This is a genomic window from Bacillus cytotoxicus NVH 391-98, assembly GCF_000017425.1.
Classification (GTDB): Bacteria; Bacillota; Bacilli; order Bacillales; family Bacillaceae_G; genus Bacillus_A; species Bacillus_A cytotoxicus.
The window spans coordinates 2388690-2412875 of sequence record NC_009674.1 but is presented as its reverse complement, the minus strand read 5'-3'; the positions used below and the strand labels follow the sequence as shown (position 1 = coordinate 2412875).

Here is a 24186-nt window from a genome sequence, read left to right as displayed (position 1 = left end):
ACTACAAAATGTAGCATAAATATATATAATTCGAGAAAAGATTAGAACAGTAAAAAGGGATTTCTCATTTTGAGAACCCCCTTTTTACTAAATTATGCAGCAACTTTTTTATGTGTATGATGTTTGCGAGATTTTCCGCGTATTGTGTATGCGATTTGTGGGATTGCGATGCCAATTAAAATAAATGCCACACCAAACCATTGAGAAGCAAGTACCGCCTCTTTTAAAACGAACACGGACATAATGGTTGTAACGGGAAGCTCAGCTGCTCCAAGAATTGTTGCTAACCCAGATCCTATTTTAGGAATGCCAATTGTAAAGGCAATAGATGGAATGACAATACTAAACGTTCCTAGACCTAATCCATATTTCCAAAGGCCTTGTGAAATCGCACCGTTAAAAAGGAATGTTGGTGGGAATACAATCATGACTAAAGTTAATGCACCGGCCATTAATAGAACACCGCGTGGTAATGATGGTACTTCAACCGCCACTTTCCCACTGACAAAGATGTATGTTGCGAATGCAACCGCAGATAATAATCCTAATAAAATTCCTGTTATGTCAAAATCGCCTATGGATTTTTCGACTAATCCGCTCGATAAGAATGTACCCGTTAATAAAAAGATAACCGAAATAACTTTTTCTCTTGATGGCAATGTTTTTGTTGCGATTGCCTCAATAATAATGCCAACCCAAACGAATTGGAATAAAAGGATAATAGCGATGGATGCCGGTACGGTCTGTAATGAAGCGTAATAAAAAATCCCTGTAAAGCTAGCTGAAGTACCAGCGATAAATAAAATGAACATTTGTTTTAACGGGACATGATGTCTCGCAAATAAAAGTGTAATACTCAGTAAAATAAGCCAACCGAATAAATATTGACTACCGACTACTTCCCCAAGTGAAAAGCCTTCCGCGTATGCGAATTTAACAAAGATTGCTAAAACCCCATAGCTACATGCTCCTAATAAAACCAAAAGTGAATAGCGAAGCATAAACAACTCCTCCCATCTATATGAAATTGTTCCTAAACGGACATATATAACTAGATGGAAGTATACAAAATTAAAAATGAAGGGTCAAATGAAAGAAAAGTTCGACATTTTATGGAATAATAATAAAAATATGATATTTATGCATAATCTTTAAATTTATAATAATAAAAGTATTGTAAAATAAGTGTAGAAGTGCATAGAACTATCATTTAAAAAATTTTTTTATAAGAAATAGGTGTATGCATGCGAATGGTTTGTGAAACGTAGAAAGCTTTGTTATGTTATGGGTAACGAGCATCTTAATAATAGAAGGAAAATGAAAACGTTTTATAGAAAAGTGATTGTGCGTAACAATAATCATGTTTTTCATATTCGCATGCTGGAAAGTTTGAATTCATCAATTATCCATAGTATTTTTGTTTGTTTTTGCTACAATATTGAAGAAGAGAGGAGTGAAACGATGCAAGATATTAATATTTTCTTAGCGTTTGGTGCGGGATTTTTATCATTTATTTCCCCTTGTTGCTTACCGCTGTACCCAGCGTTTTTATCTTACATAACAGGAATGTCTGTTTCTGAGCTAAAAGAAGAAAATGCGATGCTTCGTAAAAGAAGTATGCTTCATACAGCATTTTTCTTGCTTGGATTTTCGATTGTATTTATTGCAATTGGTTTTAGTACAAGTTTTCTTGGATCCTTTTTCAAGGACTATAAAGATTTAATTAGACAACTAGGAGCACTTTTTATTATTGTGTTTGGTCTAATCATTGTAGGAGTATTTCAACCAAAGTTTTTAATGCAAGACCGCAAATTTACATTTAAAAGCCGGCCGAGCGGCTATATCGGCTCTATTTTAATTGGGTTAGCGTTTGCTGCTGGGTGGACTCCGTGTACAGGTCCTATTTTAGTAGCGGTGATTGGGCTTGCTACGACAAATCTAGAGTCCGCAATGTTATATATGATTGCATACATACTTGGGTTTGCTATTCCATTTTTTGTCCTGTCATTCTTTATTACAAAAATGTCTTGGATAAAGCGCCATAGTGGAACGTTTGTAAAAGTCGGCGGTTACATTATGATTGTCATGGGGGTTGTTTTATACTTTAATTGGATGACAAAAATCATTGTGTATTTCTCAAGTTTATTTGGCGGTTTCACAGGCTTTTAGTATGATTCCGTGAAATTGTTGGAAATACTAATAGAAAAGCATATAATGAAACTATAATTTTTTATATTGCCAAAAAAAAGGATGAGAACGTATGAACATAGTTGTTTTATCAAGTATTGTTGCGGTATGTATGGCCGTTGGCGCGATGTTTATTCGTCTAAAAGCAGCGAAGAAACCGGCAACATTAAAAAAAATTATTCTTCCACCGTTTTTTATGAGTACGGGGGCACTCATGTATATTTTCCCGGAATTTCGGCTAACACCAGCGGAAATGTTAGAAGCAATTGGTGTTGGATTGTTTTTCTCCATTTTTCTAATTAAAACTTCCAAGTTTGAAGTACGAGGGCAAGACATTTACTTAAAACGTTCAAAAGCATTCGTATTTATTTTAATCGGTTTGCTTGTTGTACGGATTGTTTTTAAAACATATTTAAGTCAATCGCTTGATTTAGGTCAACTGAGTGGCATGTTCTTCTTACTTGCTTTCGCAATGATTGTATCATGGAGAATTGCAATGTATCGCTCCTTTACGAAGTTACAAAAGGAAATGGAAAAAGAAGATGGATTTTATAATGAAAAAGATATGAAATTAACGTAAAAAACCTCAGGGGGAACTTGAGGTTTTTTTATTTTGCTAAAAGAGATTGATAAGAAGAATAATCAATTTCTTTTTCTTGTAATTTTTTAATTAAAAATTTATGATCTCTCTTTGGTGTCGCAATAATATACCCTTTAATAATTAAATCTTCAGTTATTTTGGATGTCTTTGCTTCTAATGCTAACTCTCCAATTTTTCCGGCAATTTTAGAACGTGCAACATCTCGGAAAAGTTCAGGAACTGGGCTGATAAGTTCTTCTAATAGTTGTTTTTGTTCTTCATCCCATAAATGTCTCGTTTGTTCAATGTAATATGCTTCCCAATCTAAAATAGACATGCCATCTTCTTTCGGGAGTCTTTTTAAGAATTTTCGGAACATAAAATATCCACCGATAGACATGAGCCCTAATAAAATAACAGTCCAAGCAATAATAAACCAACTAAACCATCCTTCTAGCAAGTGTATACCTCCTTTACGATAGCTTTTACTAGTATTATAAGCAGTGAGTTTATTAGAAAGCAAGAACGCTTGGTTGATTTTGACCAAGCGTTCTGAATTAAACAAAGTATAGTTGTTCAATGCGTAATATATGATGATCGTCTTCTAAATATTCAATGATCAGTGTGCCTACTTTACGATCTTTATCCTCAGTTGTGAAAATAGAGTAAGAAGTAAAACGTTCTGTTGATAAGCCGCTAATATGTGTAGGGAGGGAAATGTAGTCATTGTCGCGGAAAAACTCCATTAGTTCAACCTCTTCAAACTGTTTGCGATCTACCGGTTGATTTGTGTAGCGACGTTGTAATTGTTTTAAAGATTCATTCCAAGAAATTACTTTTGTATCATATACCATTTGTTCTATCTCCTTACTATATGTAATCATTAAGAACGTATGTTCTAACTTAGTATATCCCGTTTCAAATAAAAGGGAAAGCAAAAAATAATGTAAGCTTGGCTTTCCAAGCTTACATAAAAGGCGTCCATAATCGTCTCTAGCTTTATTATAAGCGAGATAGAAATAGGAAACAAGGCTCGAAGTATTTTGTTGATAATTTATGATTATTAGTTAAAGAGACTGTAGCATATGCAAGGTTTTTCTATGTATGATGACGAATTTTCTAGAAAATTTGTTTAAAATATTGTATAAACTATTGACGATGAAACTATTTTTGTATATTCTTAAATTAAGAAATATTCAAATAATTATTAAGAAATGAGAGAGTCACATGCTTCTTCAAGGAACACATCGAATTGGTCGTATGGCGATGTTGCTTGCACTTGCAGATGAGAGTGAAAGCTCAGTATTATCGATTCCAAAAGGATGGAAATATTGTACTGGAAAAGTTGGATCTATGAACTCGCAAAAAGTTGTTGCAGCAATGGAAACAGCGGCTAAAAGCAACCAAGTGATTGAAACGGATGTTTATAGGGAAACTCATGCACTTTATCATGCAATTATGGAAGCATTGTACGGGGTAACGAGAGGTCAAATTCAGTTAGCAGACGTTCTTCGTACAGTAGGTCTTCGATTTGCAATCGTACGCGGTACACCATACGATGGAAAAAAAGAAGGCGAATGGGTGGCTGTTGCGCTTTACGGAACGATAGGTGCGCCTGTAAAAGGATCTGAGCATGAGGCGATTGGTTTAGGAATTAATCACATATGATTTGCCCATAGTTTATTAGTGAAAAGGGGGCCTTGCTTTTTAGGACAGAAGTCTGTCTTGAAAAGGGAAGGTCTCCTTTTGCTTTTTTAGGAGGGAAATAAGAATGGTTACGTTAACAGGACATTCATTGACAGTTGAAGAAATGAAGCGATTGCTATTTGAGAGGGAAGGGGTAACAGCTTGCCCTGATAGCATGCAGAAAGTAGCGGAGTGCCGTGAAGCTGTTGAAAAAATTGTAGAAGATGGAAAAGTTGTATATGGTATTACAACTGGATTTGGTAAGTTTAGCGATGTGCTTATTCAAAAAGAGGATGTGAAAGAACTTCAACATAATTTAATTCAATCGCATGCTTGTGGTGTGGGTGATCCATTTCCAGAAGAAGTATCGCGAGGTATGTTAATTTTACGTGCTAATACGATGTTAAAAGGAGTATCTGGTGTTCGTCCACTTGTTGTGAACATGTTATTAGAACTTGTAAATCGAAACATTCATCCCGTTATCCCGCAGCAAGGTTCATTAGGTGCAAGTGGCGATTTAGCACCATTATCGCATCTTGCTCTTGTTTTATTAGGAGAAGGGGAAGTGTTTTATAAAGGAAAGCGCGTTCATGCAATGATAGCTCTTACTGAAGAAGGTCTGGAACCAATTGAATTAGAGGCGAAAGAAGGTCTTGCATTAATTAATGGTACACAAGCAATGACAGCCCAAGGAATTCTTTCTTATATCGAAGCGGAAACACTTGCTTATCAGTCAGAACTAATTGCATCTATGACACTTGAAGGCTTGCGCGGCATTATTGATGCGTTTGATGAAAATGTTCATAAAGCGCGAGGGTATAAAGAACAGATAGAAGTAGCACAGCGTATTCGTAACATTCTTCAAGATAGTAAGCTTGTAACAAAACAGGGGGAACTGCGGGTACAAGATGCCTATTCATTACGCTGTATCCCTCAAGTTCATGGTGCTTCTTGGCAAGTATTACATTATGTAAAAGAAAAATTAGAGATTGAAATGAACGCAGCAACCGATAATCCCCTTATTTTTGATGGAGGGGAAAAAGTGATTTCTGGCGGGAATTTCCATGGGCAACCAATTGCCTTTGCAATGGATTTTTTAAAGGTAGGGATGGCCGAAATTGCGAATATTTCAGAGCGCCGCATTGAGCGTCTTGTGAACCCGCAGTTAAATGATTTACCACCATTTTTAAGCCCTAAGCCAGGTCTTCAGTCTGGTGCAATGATTATGCAATATGCAGCTGCTTCACTTGTATCAGAAAATAAAACATTGGCGCACCCAGCAAGTGTTGACTCTATTCCGTCATCAGCAAACCAAGAAGATCACGTAAGTATGGGAACAATCGCTTCACGTCATGCGCATCAAATTATTCAAAACGTAAGACGTGTACTTGCGATTGAAATGATTTGTGCAATGCAAGCAGCGGAGTATCGTGGTATAGAAGAGATGAGCTCTGCAACGAAAATATTTTATCATCAAGGTCGACAGCAAGTACCTTCTATTACAAATGATCGCATATTTTCAACAGACATTGAAAATATTGCACATTGGTTGAAAACAAGTCCGTTCACATTGGAACGTTTAAATGTAAATGCAACATTATAAAAAGGAAAAGGGAGAGATTGAATATGGAAAACGTAAAACAAACAATTCGTGCACCAAGAGGAACAGAGTTGCAAACAAAGGGCTGGATTCAAGAAGCTGCACTTCGTATGCTTATGAATAACTTAGACCCAGAAGTAGCAGAAAAGCCAGAAGAGTTAGTTGTTTATGGTGGCATTGGTCGTGCCGCTCGCAACTGGGAGAGCTATCAGGCGATTGTTGATTCGTTAAAAACATTAGAAAGTGATGAAACGTTACTTGTTCAATCAGGAAAGCCGGTTGCTATTTTTAAATCACATGAAGATGCACCACGTGTTCTTTTAGCTAACTCCAATTTAGTGCCGAAGTGGGCGAATTGGGAGCATTTTCGTGAGTTAGAACAAAAAGGGCTTATGATGTACGGACAAATGACAGCAGGTAGCTGGATTTATATCGGTACACAAGGAATTTTACAAGGAACATACGAAACATTTGGAGAAGCAGCGCGTCAACATTTTGGTGGTTCATTAAAAGGGACATTAACGCTTACGGCTGGTTTAGGCGGTATGGGGGGAGCGCAACCTCTTGCTGTTACGATGAATGGCGGTGTGGTTATTGCAATCGATGTAGATAAACGCAGCATCGAGCGCCGCATTGAAAAAAGATATTGCGATATGTATACAGAATCGTTAGAAGAAGCATTAGCTGTTGCGACAGAATATAAAGAAAAGAAAGAACCTATTTCAATCGGACTATTAGGAAATGCTGCGGAAATTTTGCCGGAGTTAGTAAGCCGCGGTATTACGCCAGATTTAGTAACGGATCAAACATCTGCACATGACCCGTTAAATGGATATGTTCCAGCAGGATATTCGTTAGAAGAAGCTACCAAACTTCGTGCAGAAGATCCAGACCGTTACGTACAATTATCAAAAGAAAGCATGAAAAAACATGTAGAAGCAATGCTTGCGATGCAAGAAAAAGGTGCCATTGCGTTTGATTATGGTAATAATATTCGTCAAGTTGCATTCGATGAAGGATTGGAACATGCATTTGATTTTCCAGGATTCGTTCCAGCGTTTATCCGTCCGTTATTCTGTGAAGGAAAAGGTCCATTCCGTTGGGTCGCACTTTCTGGTGATCCAGAAGATATTTATAAGACAGATGAAGTGATTTTACGCGAGTTTGCTCATAACGAGCATTTATGTAATTGGATTCGTATGGCACGTCAGCAAGTTGAATTTCAAGGATTACCATCTCGTATTTGTTGGCTGGGTTATGGGGAACGTGCAAAATTTGGACGCATTATCAATGAAATGGTTGCAAGCGGGGAATTATCAGCACCAATCGTGATTGGTCGTGACCATCTAGACTGTGGATCTGTAGCATCGCCAAACCGTGAAACAGAAGGAATGAAAGATGGTAGTGATGCGGTGGCAGACTGGCCAATTTTGAATGCATTAATCAATAGTGTGAACGGTGCAAGCTGGGTATCTGTTCATCACGGCGGTGGAGTTGGTATGGGATACTCGCTTCACGCTGGAATGGTTATTGTTGCAGACGGAACAGAAGCAGCAGCAAAACGAATTGAACGCGTCTTAACTTCCGATCCTGGAATGGGTGTTGTTCGCCACGTAGATGCAGGATATGACTTAGCAGTTCAAACAGCGAAGGAAAAAGGCGTTAACATTCCAATGATGAAATAAGGAGGAACACAACATGCTGGACATTTTACTAACGAATATCGGTCAATTATTAACAATGGATCAAGAAGATGGCGTATTAAGACAGGAAGCAATGAAGACGCTTCCTGTTATCGAAAGTGGTGCAGTTGGGATAAAAGACGGTGTGATTATGTTCGTTGGCACAGCGGAAGAAGCAAAAGGGTTACAAGCACGAGAAATCATTGATTGCGAAGGGAAAGTTGTTTCTCCAGGCTTAGTTGATCCTCATACACACCTTGTATTTGGTGGATCTCGTGAAAATGAAATTGCTCTTAAATTGCAAGGAGTACCGTATTTAGAGATTTTAGAGCAAGGTGGCGGCATTCTTTCAACTGTAAATGCAACGAAGAAAGCATCAAAAGAAGAACTGGTAAAGAAGGCGAATTTTCATTTAGACCGCATGTTATCATTTGGCGTGACAACGGTGGAAGCGAAGAGTGGCTACGGTTTGGATGATGAAACAGAATGGAAGCAATTGGAAGTAGTAGCGCAGCTTCAAAAAGAACATCCTATTGATTTAGTTTCGACATTTTTAGGAGCACATGCAGTTCCGAAAGAGTATAAAGGCAAGTCAAAAGAGTTTTTACAATGGATGTTAGATTTATTACCAGCAATAAAAGAAAAAGAATTGGCTGAATTCGTTGATATTTTCTGTGAAACAGGTGTATTCTCTGTTGAAGAGTCGAAAGAATTTTTATTAGAAGCGAAAGAACTTGGGTTTGATGTGAAAATCCATGCAGATGAAATTGATCCGCTTGGTGGTGCAGAAGCGGCGGCAGAGATTGGGGCTGCATCAGCTGATCATTTAGTAGGAGCATCCGATAAAGGAATTGAAATGCTTGCAAATTCTAATACAGTCGCTACGCTCCTTCCAGGAACGACTTTCTATTTAAATAAAGAAAGCTTTGCACGCGGGCGTAAAATGATTGACGAAGGTGTAGCTGTTGCATTAGCGACAGATTTTAATCCAGGTAGCTGTCCAACTGAAAACATTCAGCTAGTTATGAGCATTGCGATGCTGAAACTGAAAATGACACCGGAAGAAGTTTGGAATGCTGTAACAGTCAATTCAGCGTATGCAATTAATCGCGGTGATGTCGCAGGTAAAATTCGCGTTGGGCGTAAGGCAGACTTAGTTTTGTGGGACGCACATCATTATGCGTATGTACCGTATCATTACGGTGTAAGTCATGTAAATACAGTATGGAAGAATGGAAATCTTGCATATACAAGAGGTGACAAAGCGTGGAGCAAAGCCACTATTTAAAGAAAAATGCAAAGTTTATCGATCGTGAAGTAACAAAATGGAGTGATATGATAAAAGGATGGGAGGGGGAAGAAATATTTGGCGCGGCATTAATCGGTGCGCCTCTTTCGAAGCCGTCTATTAGTCATTCTGGCGCATGCTTTGCACCAAAAACGATTCGTACAATGTTAGATGCATATAGCACATACGCGATTACCGAAGAACATGATATGAAAGAAAGTGTCTTATATGACTGCGGTGATATTATGATGCATGTAACAAATATAAAAGAAAGTCATGTTCGTATTGCGAAGACGCTTCAGCATTTGACAAAAGTAAATCCGCAAATGGTACCAATCGTTCTTGGCGGTGATCATTCTATCAGTTTTCCGAGTATAAGTGGTTTTGCAAGTAGTAAAGGGAAAGTTGGCATTATTCAATTTGATGCGCATCATGATTTACGTAATTTAGAAGATGGGGGACCATCGAATGGAACGCCATTTCGTAGTTTGCTAGAGCATGATGTGATTGTAGGAAATCAACTCGTACAAATTGGGATTCGTAATTTTTCCAATGCTCGTACGTACCATGAGTATGCAAAAGAGAATGATATAACGATATATACAATGAAACATGTGCGTGAACGATCCATAAAAGATATAATTACAGAGAGTATCGAAATTTTGCGTAGACAAGGAGTTACAGCTATTTATGTTTCTGTCGATATGGATGTATTAGATCAAGCATTTGCACCAGGTTGTCCAGCAATTGGACCGGGCGGAATGGATAGTATGACATTGCTTGATGCAATCACATACCTTGGTCAAGAACCGCTTGTTCAAGGTATGGATATTGTAGAGATTGATCCAACGTTAGATTTTCGCGATATGACGAGCCGGATAGCTGCTCAAGTCATTATGAACTTTTTACTAGCAAGGGAAACGATCAGTAAGCAAGTTAGCTTATAAGTTTCCAATTTGGAAAAGTGAAGCGGAATATAATATGAAAAAGCATCCTGCTATATGTGTACGAATAAGGGTAAAAAGAGAACGCTTTACGTGTTCTTTTTTACCCTTATTTTAAGATTCAGAGAGAAACGAAGAAGAGAACGGTCGTCTGTAAAAATGTGATTGGTTTAGCGTAATAATTTGTTAAGATTAAGGAATTTTTCACGAATGGAAGTTTCACTTGAAACATGTCCCAAACAGCTGGTTTTTATTTTCTGAATATTTTTACTTTATTTTCTTTGAAAAGCCGGGTAATCCACTGGGATAAAAGCGTTTATCGGTTTTTTGGTAACAACGGAAAAAGTCATTTTCACTTGAAGGAATGAAAAATCTTTGTTAAGGTAGGAAACCATAAGCGAAAACAAAATAGAAAAAGTCATTTTTCGAAATGTTAAGTGGCTTATGGAAACGAAAAAGGAGAGATTTGGTGAAGGTTGAAATTATAATTTCGCTTGCTATTTATATGGCAGGTATGTTGTATATCGGATATTGGTCTTATAAAAAGACGTCCGATTTATCAGATTACATGTTGGGGGGACGAGGACTTGGTCCAGCAGTTACGGCCTTATCGGCTGGTGCCTCTGATATGAGTGGTTGGATGCTAATGGGATTGCCTGGTGCAATGTATGCAACAGGATTGTCCAGTATGTGGATCGCTATTGGTCTCTTGCTTGGTGCATATGCGAACTATTTATTATTAGCACCGCGCTTACGTACGTATACGGAAGTAGCAAATGATTCTATTACTATACCAGACTTTTTAGAAAATCGATTTCAAGATCGTACAAAAATACTTCGTTTTGTCTCCGCCATTGTTATTTTAGTCTTTTTTACATTTTATGCGTCAGCTGGTTTAGTTTCAGGTGGCCGTCTATTTGAAAGTTCATTTAACTTAGATTATAAAATTGGTTTATTTGTAACAGTCGGTGTTGTTGTCGCATATACACTATTTGGTGGATTTTTAGCAGTTAGTTGGACGGACTTTGTTCAAGGGTGCATTATGTTTATAGCTCTTGTTTTAGTTCCAATTGTTGCTTTTACAGATATTGGTGGGGTAGCAGAAACGTTCAATGGGATCAAGGCTGTTGACCCGGCTCGTCTAGATTTATTTAAAGGAACTACGATACTAGGGATTATTTCATTTTTAGCTTGGGGACTTGGATATTTTGGTCAACCTCATATTATTGTCCGCTTTATGGCAATTACCTCTATTCAAGATTTAAAAACTTCGCGAAGAATTGGTATCGGGTGGATGAGTATTTCTATACTCGGTGCGATGCTTACAGGACTCGTTGGTATTGCTTACTATTCTCAAAGTGATAGTACATTAGCAGACCCAGAGATGGTCTTTGTAGCATTCTCGAATATTTTATTCCACCCGTATATTACAGGCTTCTTGCTCTCAGCTATTTTAGCTTCTATTATGAGTAGTATTTCCTCACAATTACTTGTTATCTCTAGTGCGGTAACGGAAGATTTCTATAAAACATTTTTCCGTCGTAACGCATCAGATAAAGAACTTGTATGTATCGGAAGGCTTGCTGTTTTAGTCGTCGCAATGATTGCTGTTGTTTTAGCGTATCATCCAAGTGATACGATTTTAACCCTTGTTGGTTATGCATGGGCAGGATTTGGTTCAGCGTTTGGACCAGCTATTTTGCTTAGTCTTTATTGGAAACGAACGACAAAATGGGGCGTGCTCGCGGGTATGATTGTTGGTGCTGTTACAGTCATTGCATGGGTACAGATTCCGTTTTTAAAGGAAATGCTATATGAAATGGTACCAGGCTTTACTTTCAGTTTATTAGCTGTTATTATTGTTAGTATTTTAACAAAAGAACCTTCAAAAGCTGTACATCGAGAGTTTCATGAGATGGAAACAGTTTTGGGACAAGCGACAGAGTAGAGGTTGTAGTAGTTTGAAAGAAATAGATTCAGAGAAAAAGGTAAATGTTTTTTCATTTACCTTTTTTGATGGCAATTTTATTTTGTAGATGTCGAAGTAGGTAAATATATTTCAACAGTCGTTCCATTATTGACTTCACTTAAAATTTGTAATTTCCCTTGGTGCTCTTCGATTATTTTGTAGCATATCATCAACCCAAGGCCAGTTCCTTTTTCTTTTAAACTATAGAAAGGTTCTCCGAGGCGAGAAATACGATTTTCTGGAATGCCGCATCCTTCATCGATTATTCGAATACAAATGAATTCACTATCCAATGCTTCAGTTTGAATGAAAATATTTCCTCCATCTGGCATTGCTTCAATTGCGTTTTTTAAAATATTAATGAAAACTTGTTTTAATTGATTACCGTCACATTGAATTTCAGGTATGACTGCAGTATGATCCATAATAATATGGACACTATGCATGATTGCGGTAGGTAAAATAAATGTAACAACTTCTTCAATTAATGTTTGGATTTGATGGAAATCAATTGATAACACCTGTGGTTTAGACATGGCCATAAATTGACTTGTAATAGATTCCATTTGTGAAATTTCACTTAACATTACATCAATATACCATTTGTTTTGTTCGGAAATTTCCGGTTTTAATAAAGTTAAAAATCCTTTCAATGACGTAAGCGGATTTCTAATTTCATGAGCAATTCCGGCTGTCAGTTGTCCGACTACCGCTAATTTTTCAGACTTTCTTAATAACTTTTTAGTCTCCTTTAACTCCGTTACATCTCTTCCCATAACAATGATTCCTTTTCTAGAACCGTCTGAATGAAAAAGAGGAACTTTAGAAAGATTTAGAATCAGATTAGAAGTACCTTTATGTATAATAAATTCCTCACCGTGAATAATTTCTCGCTTTTGCCAAGCGATTTCATCAATTTCTTCACAGTGTAGAAAAGCTTCTCGATATGCCTCATTATATTGGATCAGTTCACTATCTTTTTTTCCATGATAAGGAACATCATGGAAGTCAAAACAAGAAAGTGCATAATCATTTGCTTCTATCCAGCGCCCTTCATGATCTTTAAAAATAACAAAAGCAGGCATTGCATTCATTAACGTTCGCAGACGTTTTTCGCTCTCTTTTAGTATTTGTGCAATTCTCTCAGATTTTTCAAGTGGTTTGATAATCGCATATACGCCAGTCAGTTGCTTGTGAATAAAAATTGGGACTAATTTTGTGATAACATCTATTTTAGAACCGTTCTTATGATAAATAGAAATTCTATATTCTGTTTGATAATCGGACGTCGTGTTTTTAATATACCGCAATACGTGATCGGAAATATGTTTTTCAACAATAGCGGTAATCACTGTTTGCTCTAATTCATGTGAGGCATATCCTAATATTTTTTCCGCAGATGGGTTAATATGTAATATAGTTCCTTGCAAATCTAAAGAGATAATACCATCGGGATTATGCTGAAAAAGGGATGCGTACCCTTCTGTCAAGGAATGTTGTTTTATAGTATTGCGAAAACGTCGTGGTTTAATGGATTGACGCTTTTTATAAATAGGTGACAACTTTTTACGAATCATAGCTTTTCCTCCGTACAACAATCATGTAAGACAGATTCAATAAGTTATAATATATCATATATGAAAAATAATATGTATTTCTATATAAAACAAAGTTACAGAAGTGTGTTTTGTGTTTTATTCGGAATTAAGTGAAAATAACGATAAGTAAATGCTATTGAGTGGTATAACAATGAAATAAGTTCATTTCTTAGCGCAGTGCAGTACAATAAGCATGTAAAGGGGGAAGGGAATGGTGACATATATTCAAGGGATTGACCACGTACAAGTAGCTGCACCTATAGGGTGTGAAAGGGAAGCGAGACAATTTTATGGAGAGGTGCTGGGGTTAGAAGAGATACCGAAACCGAAGGAATTAAAAAAGCGTGGCGGGTGTTGGTTTCGGTGCGGGGATCAAGAGATTCATATCGGAGTTGAAGAAGCGTTTTTGCCAGCAAAAAAAGCACATCCAGCTTTTTTCGTTCAACGAATTGATGAATTGAAAGAAAGGTTAATCGAACAAGGAATTCAAGTTATTGATGATGATGCTCGTCCAGATGTAATTCGCTTTTATCTTTTTGATCCATTTGGCAATAGAATTGAGTGCATGGGGAATAGAATAAAAAGCTAGGTGTTGCACCTAGCTTTTTAAGCTTTTCTAAACAATCCTAGCACTTCTACTGTTTCCGTAATATTCACAAATGCTTTAGGATCGATTTCGGAGATAGCTAGTTTCATACTAGCGAGTTCTTCTTTTGAAACGACTGTCATCAATACACGTTTTTTCTCGCTAGAATAGGCACCTTCACCATCAAGAAGTGTAATGCCACGTACAACAGTGGAAAGAAGCTTTTGCTTCATTTCTTCAGCTTGATTTGTTACAATCATAAGTGTAACTTTACGATGTTTTGTATAAGTCGCATCAATTACTTTACCCGTTACATAGATGGAAAGTAAGCTTGTTAATGCTACATCCCAGTCAAAGAAAAATCCCGCAATGATGATAACAATTCCGTTTAAGAAAATGAGAAACCCACCAAGATTAATATCTTTTTTACGAGATAGTAACATTCCGATAATATCGAAGCCACCAGTTGAGCCTTGACAATTAAAAACTAGACCGGCACCTGCTCCAGCAATCACGCCTCCAAATATGGAAGAGAGAAGAGGATCTTTTGCGACAATTTGCACTGGAACATAATATAAAGAAACAGATAATACAATTACAGAAACAATTGTATTAAAAATAACTTTTTTTCCAAGGCCTATGTATCCTAAAATAAGAATGGGCACGTTTAAGACAAAATTAATAATACCTGTATTTACAGGTGTTACAATTCCTAAGATAATAGCAATTCCACCAATTCCACTACTTAAAATTTTGTGTGGGATAAGGAAAAGATTAAAGGCAATTGCAATAATAATAGACCCGATAATAACTCCAAGAAATCTGACCATCTTTTTCCCGTCCTTCACTAAAAAATCATATTATTTCAAAATTATATACGAAAGAGGAAGTTTTAAGGAAAAACAGTTTATTTTGGTAAATTAGATTAATTTGAAAAAACAAATTATTTAATAGTAAAGGAGGGGCGGTTTTGAGAATCAAAACGTGGCAGAAGAAAAGCCCTTTAAAAAGAGAATGTGAAGATACCTTTTTTTGTAATGAGGATGTAAAGATGTATGGCGTATGTGATGGGGCAACACCACTTGTTGCATTTCAAGATGAAAACGGACATAATGGGGCGTATTTAGCATCAAATTTATTTGCCAATCGTTTTAAAGCACAAAAAGAGATCATATCGCTAGAAAAGGAAATAATAGAAGCGAATGAGGCGTTGCAAAAAGAAATGGAGCGATATAAGGTTGATACATTAAAAAAAGATCATCTTTGGTGTACATGTATTGCTGCAGTACGAATAGGAGAAACAAGCGTTCAATATGCACAGCTCGGCGATTGTATGATTGCTGTTACATTTCATGATGAAACAGTGAAAGTACTAACGAAGGATACAGTAAAAGGAATTAGTGCACGTGCAAAAAGAAAGCGCGAAGACGATCGGAAGAAAGGCTTACCAGTACCGGATGAGCATGTGTTCCAAAATATTCAAGAGCAGCTAAAATATAATCGTTATTTAGCAAACATGCCAAATGGTTATTCCGTAGCCAATGGAATGCCAGAAGCGATGCAATGGATTCAAAAGGGAGAGATATCGGTAGAACAAATAAAGGAAATTTTTATTTGCTCAGATGGGATATTTCATCCGAATTGGTCATTTGAGCAAACGGTGCAATATATAAGAGCGAATGGTATACAAACATATATATCTATAATAGAAGAATTAGAGAAACAAGATCGAGTACGTCCCGATGATAAAACGATAGTGAGCATTGATCTGTCTGGCATGTAGAAAAATATAGAACGCATTCTTTATCGTTTAGAAAGGGATGAGAAGAGTTAAAATGAATGTGAAGAAAACGCGGTTAACATTTCGTGATGAATTACAGTCACTAAAAAATGTCAACAGTTTGATTATCCACCATACTGCTGAAGATGGATGGGACATATATAAAACGCATGAATTTCATCAAAAAGAAAGAGGGTGGAGCGGTATTGGATATAACTATTTTATTGAAGAAGATGGAACAGTATTGGAAGGGCGAGGGTTGCATGTAGGAGCACATGCAAAAGGACATAATAGTGAAACGATTGGCATATGTATGTCGGGAAATTTTGATAAATATGACCCAACACCTGCGCAAATACAATCGTTATATGCATTATGCCGAACATTTATGAAGCAGTTTGCATTAAGCGAAAAACACATACTTGGTCATCGTGAATTAGAAGGTGTGACAAAATCTTGTCCGGGAACAAGGTTTTCTATGGTACAGTTAAGAAAAGGGTTATCGCAAAAATAGAGGAGCGATTTATAGATGATGAATGTAAAAATATCAAATGAGAGAAAAGGTCAACTTGTAGCAAACATTCAGCGATTTTTTGAAGAACAAGATTTAGAAGAAATTGGGCGCTTTCAAGCGGAACGTTTAATCGAGGAGATGGTCAAATTAATAGGACCATATGCGTATAATCAAGGGATTGAAGACGCAAGAAAGTTAATTGTCGATAAATTAACAAATATAGAAGAAGACTTATATGCATTAGAAAAGCAAGAAGGGAAATGACAAGAACTTTTTTCAGATCTTGTCATTTCCTTTCTTTGTCTCGCTTAAGACTCTCGCCTCAATATTTAGAAAGAAACAAGGAAGAGAAGGGAGAGGGAAAAGGTACATATTTGTTTTAAGTAAATCAAAATTGATTGAAAGACAACCCAAGAAGCTCTATTTAATGGTATATAAATTTTTTAAAAAGTTTAACTATTTCCATAGTTTTTCTTCAACTAAAACATCTAATACTTTAAAGTACATACTTTCACATATCCTGTTGCAAGCAATGAAGAATTGGATCATTAAAAAATATTTTTTGCTAAATGTATCTTCAATAAACGATCGTCTTATGCACCATTTTTTATATTCCTATTAATACAATCAATATATAGTACCTTATTGTTTTCTGAATCAATGGTCATTAATAGGGAATCCGACATTTCGTTAAATAGTTTAAGGGTTTCTAATTCTTTTAGATTATCTTTTAACTCCCATCCAATTGGTAATACAGTAAATGATGTCTCCGTTAAACAAAATGTATTTTTAATAAACCACATGGCCCGAGTTAAATCTGAATTGATAATGGTAGAGGGTTCTATATATTCTTTTAACACTTTATATTTTACTTGTTGTTTTTCACTTGTATTTATTTATCTATCCTCTATAGATTCTTTTTCTGTCAAAAAATATAGTTCTTGAACAATAGGATGGATGGCATTATTTTTGAGCATATCTTTAAACTGATTTTTTGAAAAGGATTTTAATTCCTGGAACTGAATACGTTTTAATTGGTTATTAACATATATTTTTTGGAATTTATTAAAGTGATTTGCAATTTCATTTATTTGGGGGCTTGTGATAGGTATAGCAGATAATAAAGTTGGCACATCGTACAGTATATGATTTGCCATAAATAATTGTGCTAGTATAGATATATTATTATATTCTCTTTCTAAATGTACACTTTGTATTCTTAATTCATCATTGCTATTTGCAGGGCTCATTTCAAAGGACTTCTCATTTAATGGATTAACAGACACTTTTTTAATCCAATTCATTTTCGCATACTCCTTTCATGAATAAAAACAAAACGATGTATGTAAATATTGAACTGTCCATTTTATAGGGTACAGTTCAACAAGACCATCGTCTTTTCTTTTTGATGTTGTCCTTGCGGAACTTTTTTCGGCGGGTTTTTCGCTTTCGCCAAGTCGAACAGACCAAAAACGAGGATATCGGTTGCTCGACTTGGACTAGCAATTGTACCCGCCGAACCGCCAGTCCTATCGTCCTAAGGGATAAGCTTACTCTATATAAAGTTACGTTCTAGAGGATTAGCCCCCTAACCCCCCAGCCAGCACTCACACCCAAAAACAAGGAGAAATAAAAACCAACTAACCCCGAAAAAGGGTTAGTTGACGTAAAATCCGTTTTCGGAAGTCACTTGAATTTATAATCTATCTATTATCGAATAGCTATTAGTGTATATAGTCCAGGAATCTTAAATTCTGTTTCCGTAGGTGCATCTTGGGGGAAAACCCATTTTTGATGTGGGCCAGATTCTTCAGTTAGTGATTGTACTTGTAATCCAGATTGAACTAAGTTTGTTATAATTTCACCTAAGGTCCACCGCTTAATTCTTACTGAGGGTATAGAGTTTGTTTCATCTTCTGATAGTAAACTAGTGTAAACTACTTCTTCTTCAATAATTTCATTATCAAAGTAATTACCGCTGGCTTTTATTTCTCCATCTTGAAACTGTATAAGCTTAGAGTAAACTGGATGATAATCACGCAAGATGAACATACCACCCTTTTTTAGTAATTTATAGACTGTATCGAAAAGAGGCCTTAAGTCAACGAAATAGTGCAACACACCTAGTTCTAACACTACATAATCAAATCCTTGTATATCTATAGGTAGATCCAAAACATCGGATACAATATATGTAATATTAACACCTGACTCGTAAGCTAATTCATTTGCATACTGGGCGTTACTTTCAGAAATATCTACCACAGTTACATCAGCGCCCATTAAAGCAAATGCGACAGCTTTACTTCCTTTGGATCCTAACAGATTAATTATTCTTTTCTTTTCTACATTTCCTGTATATTGAAGGTAATATGATATCTGTTTTTGCGGGTTTGCAGTGATTGTTTTAGCAAAATCTATTGGAACCCCATGCCTATTTACCCAAGCTTGATAAGCTGAATGTTCCCAACTTTTTTTATTAAGGTTACTCATTTGTTCTTGTTTCATCTATACCCCTCCTTTTTTAACAACTTGAATATTTTAACAATTCAAAATCTATATGTCTACTAGTAAACCTTTTCTTAAATAACTTGATGTAAATTGTATATCCTATTCATGTAAGGTTAACATAACGTCTCATTATCGGTAGCAACGTTTTCATAGAATCCTTGTATTATCAGGGATTATTCTTTTTTTGTCTGGTTATCTCGTATACAGGATTTTATACATCGTTGATGTAGCGGGGATTCTAGGGATCCTCGCTATTCTTTTTTTGCATAAAATCTTGTATATAGAAAAAAGATTTTGATGTTGGTATTAAATGTTTAATTTTAAAACAAATCATACGTGAATTATTAGGAAAAAGGATATATCATTGCTATAGCGAATATATTTTTGAGGTGAAACGCTATGAAGACGTTATATAGTCCTGGCGACGTGGCAGAGCAATTAGGTATCCAATCTAGCACATTACGTAAGTATGCTGATGTACTCGAAAAGGAGGGTTATACCTTCATTAAAAATGAACGTGGGCATAGGAAATATAGAGAAAGCGATGTAATAGTATTCCGTAAGATCATAAACTTGAAGAATGACACAGATATGACATTAGAAAATGCCACAAAGCAAATAGTATAATGGCATCAAGGTGTTGAAGTGTTGCCATTAGAGCGACATGAAGTTGAGCGCTATGAAGAACCGGATTTCAACGCTACAACGCTACAGACGATGCTTCAAGATCAAAACGAGGTCATTAAAAAGCAAAATGAATTACTACAAGAATTAAGCAAACGTTTAATTGAACAAGACCGGCGATTTGCACAAAGAGAATCAGAATTATTAAGCGCTATACAAATGATACAGGAATCCCAGGTACTTATAGCGACAAATTCTAGCGAGGATGTGGCGAAGAACCAAGGGCGTGATGAAATGCTTATGCAAACAATAAGAGAAGTCCAGGAAGTTAAGAAGATGATTGCCGCAAGTAAAGATAAGAAATGGTATGAGTTTTGGAAATAATCTTTTACAAAAGTAAAGCTTAGAATCATATGAGAACTCTAAGCTTTTTTGGATACTATCGATAAGTAGTGTTATGTTAGTATTAGGCTTATCTATACAATTTTATCACTATCCCTATTACTAGAGATATTTTTAAGAACATCTTTGTATTTTTTAGAAAAAATAATTGATAACATTACATAATTAAAAAATAAGCTAATAAAAACACCAAATAAATTTAATTTGAACATAAAGATAGAAATTAGCATTATTAAAAAAGTAATCAAATTTATTATAGCTGTTTTTATTAATACATAATTACTTTGGCCAATAGCTTGTAAAGCATATTTATAAACATTATGTAGGGGATTGAAAATATTAGCTAAAATAATAAAGATAAGAATATTTGTAGCATAATTAATCAAATTAATATCATTTGTAATAAAAGCTGAAACCTCATATTTAAAATATATAAAAATAATACTTAAAAATATGTAAAATAGCATAATAAGCCCTAGAGTTATTTTAGGAAATTCTCTTAAATCTGTTAGTTGATTAGATCCATATCTTTCACTAACTAAAGTCAGAATAGATGAAGAATACATATACATTGGAATTAAAACAATACTTAAAATTTGAGAAACTAATAAATATCCTGATAATTGTATATCGCCTATTCGAGCAATCATTGCATTAACGGCTATTATAAAAATACCACCTTCTAAGATTTCTTGACCCACTAGAGAAGTGCTTTTTTTACATATGAATTTTAAATTATTAATATATGTTGTGAAGTTTGTAAAAGTAACTGTTAAATGTTTTCTGCACAAATAAACATAAATAATCAAATTTGTACTTAAAGCAATTATAGTTGCTATGGCTGAACCTCGTATTCCTAATTCAGGAAATCCGCAGTTACCAAAAATTAGGAGGAAATTTAAGATAACATTCATAACTGAAGCGATTGTTGAACCTATAAATATCCATTTAGTTTCTTTTATTATTTTAAAAAAAGTAGAAAATGTAAATAATAATAATTGAATTAATACATACACACTCATAATTGTTAAATACTGAAGAGAGTCTTCTAAGATAGTTCCTTTAAATCCAAAAACGATGGATAATAAAGGTCTTTGAGATATTAGTAATAAGAATGTTAATGAAACACCTATAATTATATTAAGAAAAATTGAAGATATAAAATAATTGTTAAATGATTTTATATCTTCTTGTCCCATACTTCTGGACCCATAAATGTTAAAGGTAACAGACATTACCCCTAATATACCTGCAATGGTAAATAAAAGTGAACTTACTACACCGATAGCTCCATATGCTTCGACAGAAATTCTACCAATCATAGCTTGATCAACTAATTTTATTAATAATCCAGCTATTGAATTCGCAATTAATGGTATAGCTATGTGATTAATTTCTTTAATATTTTTAAAACAATTAAACTTCATGCTGAAATCTCTTTATAAATATCAGATTCTATTAAATTAGAAGATATAATACTCAATAGAGGGAAATCCAATAGAAATTCTTTTGTTGTTTCTTTACCCATATCTTCAGTTATGTCATATTCCTCTGATATTTTATCTACAATGAATTTGAAATTTTTTCCTTTAGAAATGTAATATAGAATTTCTGCACCTATGTAGTTTGTTACATAATATTCTAAAGCAATAGGATCAAAAAACACATATTGATTGCCTTCTTGTCTAAACAATATATTTTTTTTACCTTCAATAGTAAAACATTTAATATCATCCATTTTTTACACTCTCCTCAAAAAAGCAACTACTATCAGAACCATATATTGAATTTGTTAAATTAAATGCAGAAGATCTACAGCCTCCCCCACACCATTTATGACTACAAGAACTACATTTACCAGTTATGTTATTGAATGTTATATTTCTTAATCTATTAAAAACAGAAGAGTTATTCCAAATTTCCTTGATTGATGTACTTTTAATGTTACCAGCTCGAAATTCATCAATTCCCATCATCAAATCACAACCAAATACATCCCCATTGTAAGCAATAGAACAGGCTTTTACACCAGCTTGACATGATATTTCCCTTGTTTTTGTATTAAGATTCGCTAAATTTAAATCTTGATCCCAAACAGATAATAAATCTAAACGATTATAATATTCTAAAGGAAAATAATATAACCAAAATACAGGGCTTTCATTAGGGGGAATTATTTTAAAATTTAATTTAATATTGTCTCTACTTTTCATTTCAGATAAATTTAAAAACATAGGATACCAATTTTCTTTATCCGCTAAAATACTTCCATCAGAGGCTCTACCTGTTGGACAAACTACCATTACTGTCATATAAGTTATCCCTAATAGTTTATTCAGTTTAATTGTATTAATAAGGTCATTAACATTTGTTTTATTTAATGTAAAAAGTGTAGATACAGGTAAATTATATTTTTGTAAATTTTTAATACCCTTAATTGTTTTTTTAAAGCTACCATGACCACGGATTATATCATGTACTTCTGGACAACTTCCATCTAGGGTGATACATATTCTATCAAAATCAAATTTCGATAATTTATTTGCAATTTTATCACTTATTAAAATTCCATTTGAATTAATTATTTTAGCAAATTTGTATTTTTGAGTAGCATTCAATATCTCGAAAAAATCATCTCTAATAAAAGGCTCGCCCCGGTTAAAGAAATCCTATGAACATTCATATCATCTAAATCTTGAAATAAGGTGTTTAAATGAACTAGATCCATTTCTTCATTTTTTGTTTCAAATGGACTAGAAGATGCATAACAATAATCACATTTTAAATTACATCTATTGGTAATACTTATATCTACTAAAGAAGGCGCAGTATAATAATTTCTCATAAAAACACTCCTTTTCATAAGACAGTTTGTCAATCTAAGTGCGACAGTTCCTCCTGAAACGCTTCGTGGGCAGTTTTCCACGCTAAACATTTTCTTGGTCTTTGGTTAATAAGAAGTAGTGCTTGATTCAATTGTTCTTGTGACACAAGGCTCAAATCTGTTTTTTTCGGATAAAACTCCCGTAATAAACCGTTTGCGTTTTCGTTACTTCCACGTTGCCAAGAAGAATAGGGATCGGCAAAGAACACTGCGATTTCTAACTCTTTTTCTACTCGTTGATAACACGAAAATTCTTTTCCTCTATCAACTGTAGCTGTTTGTAATGCAGCGCTTGGATACATGGCAGTAATTTGTTTGATGGCGAATTCCATAGATTCTGCTGTTCGGTCTGGGATGACAATCGCTTGATAATACCGTGTTTTTCGTTCTATAAATGTCGCAAAGCACCCTTTACTTTTCCCGCGACTCGAGACAATTGTATCGAGTTCCCAATGCCCAAATGTTTCTCGTTTTCTAATTTCAGATGGGCGCTTTTGAATCGATGTCCCGATATTAAAGCGTCCACGTGTTTCTCTAGGTTTTTGACGTTTTCCTTTCTGTCTGAGTAGAGAAAGGTCTTTTTTGAATCGTTTCCCTTGATATAACCAGTTATAGATCGTTTTAAAGGAAATCTCACCCTTCAAATAGCCATACTGGATTTGTTCAGGAGACCAAGTAATTTCTAACTTCTCCTGGATTTTTTTTGCAAGTTCTACAGACCATTTTCCTATTGGTTTACAAGATTTTCTTCGCTGTCCATATTGTTCTTGTGCTTTTTCGCCACTGTACGTACCGTTTTTTTGTGTGTTTCTTTTTAATTCTCTCGCAACAGAAGAAGGGTGCCGCTTGAGAATCTTACCAATTTCTCTAGTAGAACGCCCTAATTTATGAAATGCTTCTAGTTGTCCACGCTCAAACGTGGTAAAATGGGAATAGCTCATACTCGTCCTCCGTGTAAGTGGTTGTGTGGTAACTTCTATTTTACACGAAGCGAGGTGGGCTTTTTTGTTTTTTCTTTAGGTGTCGCACTTAATAATACAATTCGTCATAAAAATAAATAGAAACAGGAGTAGATTAATTTCTACTCCTGCAAATCTAAATTAATGTTTTCCCCAAACATTTTGGCGAATAGTTACAGGTTTTTCAAATTCCTTTTTCATACTAAACATCTCCTTGTTAAATTAATTTAGATACTCGATAAACAAAAAGATTATTAATTGTGAATATTTGACTATTCACAATATTAATTTACCATAATTCAAGATTTTTAAATTAGGATAATTATGTATATTTTGTGTAATGTTCTATTTTTCCGACTCTACATGGCGTGTGTCAACGGTACCGGACTGAA

At 35.0% G+C, this 24186-nt stretch carries 23 protein-coding genes and 2 pseudogenes; 13 read left to right on the top strand and 12 right to left on the bottom strand.

What is annotated here, in order from left to right; translation table 11 throughout:
- Positions 1-92: 92 nt before the first annotated feature.
- The gene (locus BCER98_RS11800) at positions 93-1001 is read right to left on the bottom strand and encodes an EamA family transporter (RefSeq protein ID WP_012094760.1); all 909 of its coding nucleotides are present in this window, start codon (positions 999-1001) and stop codon (positions 93-95) included.
- Positions 1002-1461: 460 nt separating this feature from the next.
- On the opposite strand from BCER98_RS11800, the gene BCER98_RS11795 reads away from it, so the two are divergent.
- Positions 1462-2169: a cytochrome c biogenesis CcdA family protein gene (locus BCER98_RS11795; RefSeq protein WP_012094759.1), complete on the top strand. Its 708-nt coding sequence runs from the start codon at positions 1462-1464 to the stop codon at positions 2167-2169.
- Between the two features lie 91 nt (positions 2170-2260).
- On the top strand, positions 2261-2767 hold the full coding sequence (locus tag BCER98_RS11790) for a CcdC family protein (protein ID WP_012094758.1): 507 nt from the start codon (positions 2261-2263) through the stop codon (positions 2765-2767).
- 28 nt (positions 2768-2795) lie between these two features.
- On the opposite strand, the gene BCER98_RS11785 is transcribed toward BCER98_RS11790, so the two are convergent.
- Positions 2796-3227, bottom strand: a complete 432-nt coding sequence (locus tag BCER98_RS11785; protein ID WP_012094757.1) for a DUF2621 domain-containing protein — start codon at positions 3225-3227, stop codon at positions 2796-2798.
- Positions 3228-3324: 97 nt separating this feature from the next.
- The gene (locus BCER98_RS11780) at positions 3325-3621 is read right to left on the bottom strand and encodes a hypothetical protein (protein WP_041809870.1); all 297 of its coding nucleotides are present in this window, start codon (positions 3619-3621) and stop codon (positions 3325-3327) included.
- A gap of 373 nt (positions 3622-3994) precedes the next feature.
- Between BCER98_RS11780 and hutP the strand changes: the two genes are divergently transcribed.
- The 6 genes from hutP (at position 3995) to putP (ending at position 11915) form a co-directional block, all read left to right on the top strand.
- Positions 3995-4435 carry a hut operon transcriptional regulator HutP gene (gene hutP / locus BCER98_RS11775; RefSeq protein WP_012094755.1) on the top strand — a complete coding sequence of 147 codons (441 nt, stop codon included), beginning with the start codon at positions 3995-3997 and terminating at the stop codon, positions 4433-4435.
- 103 nt (positions 4436-4538) lie between these two features.
- Entirely contained in the window at positions 4539-6056 is a 1518-nt protein-coding gene (hutH, locus tag BCER98_RS11770; RefSeq protein WP_012094754.1) for a histidine ammonia-lyase, read from the top strand.
- A 23-nt stretch (positions 6057-6079) separates the two neighbouring features.
- On the top strand, positions 6080-7738 hold the full coding sequence (hutU, locus tag BCER98_RS11765) for a urocanate hydratase (RefSeq protein WP_012094753.1): 1659 nt from the start codon (positions 6080-6082) through the stop codon (positions 7736-7738).
- A gap of 13 nt (positions 7739-7751) precedes the next feature.
- Positions 7752-9023 (top strand): imidazolonepropionase, encoded by a 1272-nt coding sequence (gene hutI / locus BCER98_RS11760; RefSeq protein ID WP_012094752.1) that lies wholly within the window; start codon positions 7752-7754, stop codon positions 9021-9023.
- Positions 9002-9970: a formimidoylglutamase gene (hutG, locus tag BCER98_RS11755; RefSeq protein ID WP_012094751.1), complete on the top strand. Its 969-nt coding sequence runs from the start codon at positions 9002-9004 to the stop codon at positions 9968-9970. The genes hutI and hutG overlap by 22 nt, the downstream gene beginning before the upstream one ends.
- 466 nt (positions 9971-10436) lie before the next feature.
- Complete coding sequence (gene putP / locus BCER98_RS11750) at positions 10437-11915, top strand: sodium/proline symporter PutP (RefSeq protein WP_012094750.1); 1479 nt, start codon at positions 10437-10439, stop codon at positions 11913-11915.
- A gap of 77 nt (positions 11916-11992) precedes the next feature.
- On the opposite strand, the gene BCER98_RS11745 is transcribed toward putP, so the two are convergent.
- Positions 11993-13513, bottom strand: a complete 1521-nt coding sequence (locus BCER98_RS11745; RefSeq protein ID WP_012094749.1) for a BA3702 family sensor histidine kinase — start codon at positions 13511-13513, stop codon at positions 11993-11995.
- A gap of 232 nt (positions 13514-13745) precedes the next feature.
- On the opposite strand from BCER98_RS11745, the gene BCER98_RS11740 reads away from it, so the two are divergent.
- A complete protein-coding gene (locus tag BCER98_RS11740; RefSeq protein ID WP_012094748.1) occupies positions 13746-14123 on the top strand; it encodes a VOC family protein in 378 nt (125 codons plus the stop codon).
- Between the two features lie 17 nt (positions 14124-14140).
- Here BCER98_RS11740 and BCER98_RS11735 read toward each other — a convergent pair whose 3' ends face one another.
- The gene (locus tag BCER98_RS11735) at positions 14141-14950 is read right to left on the bottom strand and encodes a YitT family protein (protein ID WP_012094747.1); all 810 of its coding nucleotides are present in this window, start codon (positions 14948-14950) and stop codon (positions 14141-14143) included.
- Between the two features lie 140 nt (positions 14951-15090).
- On the opposite strand from BCER98_RS11735, the gene BCER98_RS11730 reads away from it, so the two are divergent.
- The 3 genes from BCER98_RS11730 to BCER98_RS11720 are packed head-to-tail and all read left to right on the top strand — an operon-like array spanning position 15091 to position 16678.
- On the top strand, positions 15091-15903 hold the full coding sequence (locus BCER98_RS11730; protein WP_012094746.1) for a protein phosphatase 2C domain-containing protein: 813 nt from the start codon (positions 15091-15093) through the stop codon (positions 15901-15903).
- Between the two features lie 52 nt (positions 15904-15955).
- Complete coding sequence (locus tag BCER98_RS11725; RefSeq protein ID WP_041809868.1) at positions 15956-16414, top strand: peptidoglycan recognition protein family protein; 459 nt, start codon at positions 15956-15958, stop codon at positions 16412-16414.
- Between the two features lie 15 nt (positions 16415-16429).
- A complete protein-coding gene (locus BCER98_RS11720) occupies positions 16430-16678 on the top strand; it encodes a DUF2164 domain-containing protein (RefSeq protein ID WP_012094744.1) in 249 nt (82 codons plus the stop codon).
- A 632-nt stretch (positions 16679-17310) separates the two neighbouring features.
- Here the strand turns inward: BCER98_RS11720 and BCER98_RS11710 are convergent.
- Positions 17311-17718, bottom strand: a complete 408-nt coding sequence (locus tag BCER98_RS11710; RefSeq protein ID WP_012094742.1) for a hypothetical protein — start codon at positions 17716-17718, stop codon at positions 17311-17313.
- A gap of 406 nt (positions 17719-18124) precedes the next feature.
- The gene (locus BCER98_RS11705) at positions 18125-18922 is read right to left on the bottom strand and encodes a class I SAM-dependent methyltransferase (RefSeq protein WP_012094741.1); all 798 of its coding nucleotides are present in this window, start codon (positions 18920-18922) and stop codon (positions 18125-18127) included.
- A gap of 402 nt (positions 18923-19324) precedes the next feature.
- Here BCER98_RS11705 and BCER98_RS11700 point away from each other — a divergent pair.
- A pseudogene (locus tag BCER98_RS11700) lies at positions 19325-19933 on the top strand (DUF3967 domain-containing protein).
- A 92-nt stretch (positions 19934-20025) separates the two neighbouring features.
- Here BCER98_RS11700 and wgkD read toward each other — a convergent pair.
- The 5 genes and pseudogenes from wgkD to wgkA form a co-directional block, all read right to left on the bottom strand.
- Positions 20026-21378 carry a tryglysin-associated MATE efflux transporter WgkD gene (wgkD, locus tag BCER98_RS11695; protein ID WP_012094740.1) on the bottom strand — a complete coding sequence of 451 codons (1353 nt, stop codon included), beginning with the start codon at positions 21376-21378 and terminating at the stop codon, positions 20026-20028.
- A complete protein-coding gene (gene wgkC, locus BCER98_RS11690) occupies positions 21375-21689 on the bottom strand; it encodes a PqqD family peptide maturation chaperone WgkC (RefSeq protein ID WP_012094739.1) in 315 nt (104 codons plus the stop codon). The genes wgkD and wgkC overlap by 4 nt, the downstream gene beginning before the upstream one ends.
- Positions 21682-22796: pseudogene (wgkB, locus tag BCER98_RS23830) on the bottom strand (radical SAM/SPASM peptide maturase WgkB). Before wgkB ends, wgkC begins: the two are co-directional and overlap by 8 nt.
- A gap of 29 nt (positions 22797-22825) precedes the next feature.
- Positions 22826-23776 carry an IS30 family transposase gene (locus BCER98_RS11680; RefSeq protein ID WP_012094738.1) on the bottom strand — a complete coding sequence of 317 codons (951 nt, stop codon included), beginning with the start codon at positions 23774-23776 and terminating at the stop codon, positions 22826-22828.
- A 159-nt stretch (positions 23777-23935) separates the two neighbouring features.
- Positions 23936-23995 carry a tryglysin family RiPP peptide gene (wgkA, locus tag BCER98_RS23825; protein WP_425319874.1) on the bottom strand — a complete coding sequence of 20 codons (60 nt, stop codon included), beginning with the start codon at positions 23993-23995 and terminating at the stop codon, positions 23936-23938.
- Positions 23996-24186: the final 191 nt, after the last annotated feature.

Excerpts from the sequence above, each read along its gene's own strand:
- BCER98_RS11800 (WP_012094760.1), bottom strand. The coding sequence starts at position 1,001 with ATGCTTCGCTATTCACTTTTGGTTTTATTAGGAGCATGTAGCTATGGG.
- BCER98_RS11795 (WP_012094759.1), top strand. The coding sequence starts at position 1,462 with ATGCAAGATATTAATATTTTCTTAGCGTTTGGTGCGGGATTTTTATCA.
- BCER98_RS11790 (WP_012094758.1), top strand. The coding sequence starts at position 2,261 with ATGAACATAGTTGTTTTATCAAGTATTGTTGCGGTATGTATGGCCGTT.
- BCER98_RS11780 (WP_041809870.1), bottom strand. The coding sequence starts at position 3,621 with ATGGTATATGATACAAAAGTAATTTCTTGGAATGAATCTTTAAAACAA.
- hutP (WP_012094755.1), top strand. The coding sequence starts at position 3,995 with ATGCTTCTTCAAGGAACACATCGAATTGGTCGTATGGCGATGTTGCTT.
- hutH (WP_012094754.1), top strand. The coding sequence starts at position 4,539 with ATGGTTACGTTAACAGGACATTCATTGACAGTTGAAGAAATGAAGCGA.
- hutU (WP_012094753.1), top strand. The coding sequence starts at position 6,080 with ATGGAAAACGTAAAACAAACAATTCGTGCACCAAGAGGAACAGAGTTG.
- hutI (WP_012094752.1), top strand. The coding sequence starts at position 7,752 with ATGCTGGACATTTTACTAACGAATATCGGTCAATTATTAACAATGGAT.
- BCER98_RS11745 (WP_012094749.1), bottom strand. The coding sequence starts at position 13,513 with ATGATTCGTAAAAAGTTGTCACCTATTTATAAAAAGCGTCAATCCATT.
- BCER98_RS11740 (WP_012094748.1), top strand. The coding sequence starts at position 13,746 with ATGGTGACATATATTCAAGGGATTGACCACGTACAAGTAGCTGCACCT.
- BCER98_RS11735 (WP_012094747.1), bottom strand. The coding sequence starts at position 14,950 with ATGGTCAGATTTCTTGGAGTTATTATCGGGTCTATTATTATTGCAATT.
- BCER98_RS11725 (WP_041809868.1), top strand. The coding sequence starts at position 15,956 with ATGAATGTGAAGAAAACGCGGTTAACATTTCGTGATGAATTACAGTCA.
- BCER98_RS11720 (WP_012094744.1), top strand. The coding sequence starts at position 16,430 with ATGATGAATGTAAAAATATCAAATGAGAGAAAAGGTCAACTTGTAGCA.
- BCER98_RS11710 (WP_012094742.1), bottom strand. The coding sequence starts at position 17,718 with ATGAATTGGATTAAAAAAGTGTCTGTTAATCCATTAAATGAGAAGTCC.
- BCER98_RS11705 (WP_012094741.1), bottom strand. The coding sequence starts at position 18,922 with ATGAAACAAGAACAAATGAGTAACCTTAATAAAAAAAGTTGGGAACAT.
- wgkD (WP_012094740.1), bottom strand. The coding sequence starts at position 21,378 with ATGAAGTTTAATTGTTTTAAAAATATTAAAGAAATTAATCACATAGCT.
- wgkC (WP_012094739.1), bottom strand. The coding sequence starts at position 21,689 with ATGGATGATATTAAATGTTTTACTATTGAAGGTAAAAAAAATATATTG.
- BCER98_RS11680 (WP_012094738.1), bottom strand. The coding sequence starts at position 23,776 with ATGAGCTATTCCCATTTTACCACGTTTGAGCGTGGACAACTAGAAGCA.